The sequence below is a fragment of the Roseococcus sp. SDR genome (assembly GCF_019083995.1).
Classification (GTDB): domain Bacteria; phylum Pseudomonadota; class Alphaproteobacteria; order Acetobacterales; family Acetobacteraceae; genus Roseococcus.
This window is the reverse complement of record NZ_JAHRCU010000053.1, coordinates 1-1,861: the sequence shown is the minus strand read 5'-3', so window position 1 is coordinate 1,861 and position 1,861 is coordinate 1. Positions and strand designations below refer to the sequence as shown.

Below are 1,861 nucleotides of genomic sequence, written 5' to 3'. Positions count from 1 at the left end.
GCGAGGCGTCCTTCCACGATGATGCGGGGTGGCTTGTAGGGTTTCGTCGGATGGATGACCACCCGTTCGACGAGTTGGCGCACCGCGTCTGAAGCCGCGGGATTGTCGCTTGCCGCCAGTCCGTCCCTGAGCCTCTGCACCGCCCGACGATAGGCGTCTCCCAGGTTGGGGAGCAAGCGGACCGGTTCCGGCTTGGCCTCCTCTATGGCGAGTGTCAGGCGTTCACGATCAGCCTCCAGGGCCGTTAGCTTCGCCTGGAGCCCAGGGCTGCGCAGCCCATCGGCGATGGCATCCAGCAAGTTCTCGAGCTTGCGCTCCGTCGCCTGGAGATCGCGCTGGAGCTTGCTGGCATCACGCCCCTGCTCGGCCGCGAACTGCTTCCATTCGCGGCTGAAGGTTTCCGCAAAGGCCTCGGCCAGGGCGGGATCCATCATCTGGTCCGCCAGGACCGCCAGGACGGCCGCCTCCAGCTTGGGCCGAGAGACCTGGACCGGGTTGTCGCACAGACCGCGGAAGTGCCCGTTGCAGCTGTAGCGCCTCGACTGATTGGCCGAGCAGGGCGCACCGCATGTGCCGCAGACCAGCTTGCCGGAGAAGAGATGGCGCGGCCCGCGCCGCTCCCAGAAGCGGTGCTTGCCCTCGGGCCCATCCTTGGGCGGGCTGGCCGCGGCCAGCCTGGCCTGGACCGCGGCCCAGAGCGGGTCGTCGACGATACGCAGCCCGGGCGTTTCGCCCTCCACGCGGGTCTCGATCGCATTGAAGCGCCGCTTGGTTCGCCCTGAGATGGGATCCATCACCCGGGAGCGACGGTTCCAGACCACTTTGCCCAGGTAGAGGCGATTGCGCAGGATCCCATCGCCGCTGAAGGGGCGCCCACTCAGGGTCATGGGGTTCCACACGCCACCCTGCGGCCCAGGGATGCCATCGGTGTTAAGGCCGCGGGCGATGGTCCGGGCGCTGGATCCGGCCGCGTATTCCTCGAAGATCCGGCGCACGATGGCGGCCTCCTCGGGAATGATCTCCCGCAGCCCGCGCTCAAGCTCGCCGTCGGGCCGCTGGACCGAGGTGACGCGCCGATAGCCATAGGGCGCCCGACCGGTGGCGCGCCCAGCCCTGACGCGCCCCTCGAGGCCACGCCGGGTCTTGGCCGCCAGGTCAGTCAGATAGAGCGCGTTCATGGTCCCCTTGAGGCCCACATGGAGCGGGGTGACCTCGCCATCGGCCAGGGTGAACAGGCGGACGCCATTGAACTGGATGTGCTTGAAGAAGCTGGCGGTGTGTTCCTGATCGCGGGAGATGCGATCCAACGCCTCGGCGAGAACGATGTCGAACCGCTCCTCGCGCATGGCCTGGAGGAGCGCCTGATATCCCGGTCGCTGGGTGATGCGGCCTGTAATGGCGGCGTCCTCGAACAGCTGGACAACCTCCCAGCCCTGGTTCTCGGCATAGGTCCGGCAGATGCGGAACTGGTCCTCGATCGAATGGACCGACTGCCGTTCGTCCGAGTAGCGGGCATAGAGGGCGACCCGTGGTGCGGGGGTGGCAGCGGCGGTGGGGAGCGTAGCTCGTCGCATGGGGGATCTCCTCAGCCGAACCAGAGGCGGATGGCCAGCAGCGCGGCCAGCGCCAGGAGTGCCAGCGCCCCCATGAGGATGGCCATGGGGAGGGAGAGCACGCCCTGCTCATCCGCCTGGCGAAAGATGCGCCGTGCCTCGGCCCGGGCCATCGCGCGCACCAGGGTGAGAAGAGTGCTTTCGTCCGGGGGAGAGGGCCGCGCCTGAGTGCCACCGGTGGGGCTGGTGGGGCGGAGCTCGACGGTCAGGGCGGCGTCGGGACTGACATGGCGGGGCGGCATGGGGGG

General features: G+C 68.6%; 2 protein-coding genes. Both read right to left on the bottom strand.

The window, feature by feature from the left end; genetic code table 11:
• The coding region (locus KTR66_RS24615; RefSeq protein ID WP_213617401.1) for a recombinase family protein at window positions 1-1,574 on the bottom strand (1,574 nt) is incomplete at its 3' end.
• An 11-nt stretch (window positions 1,575-1,585) separates the two neighbouring features.
• Window positions 1,586-1,861: hypothetical protein (locus tag KTR66_RS24610; RefSeq protein ID WP_213617400.1), on the bottom strand; the 276-nt coding region annotated here is incomplete at its 5' end.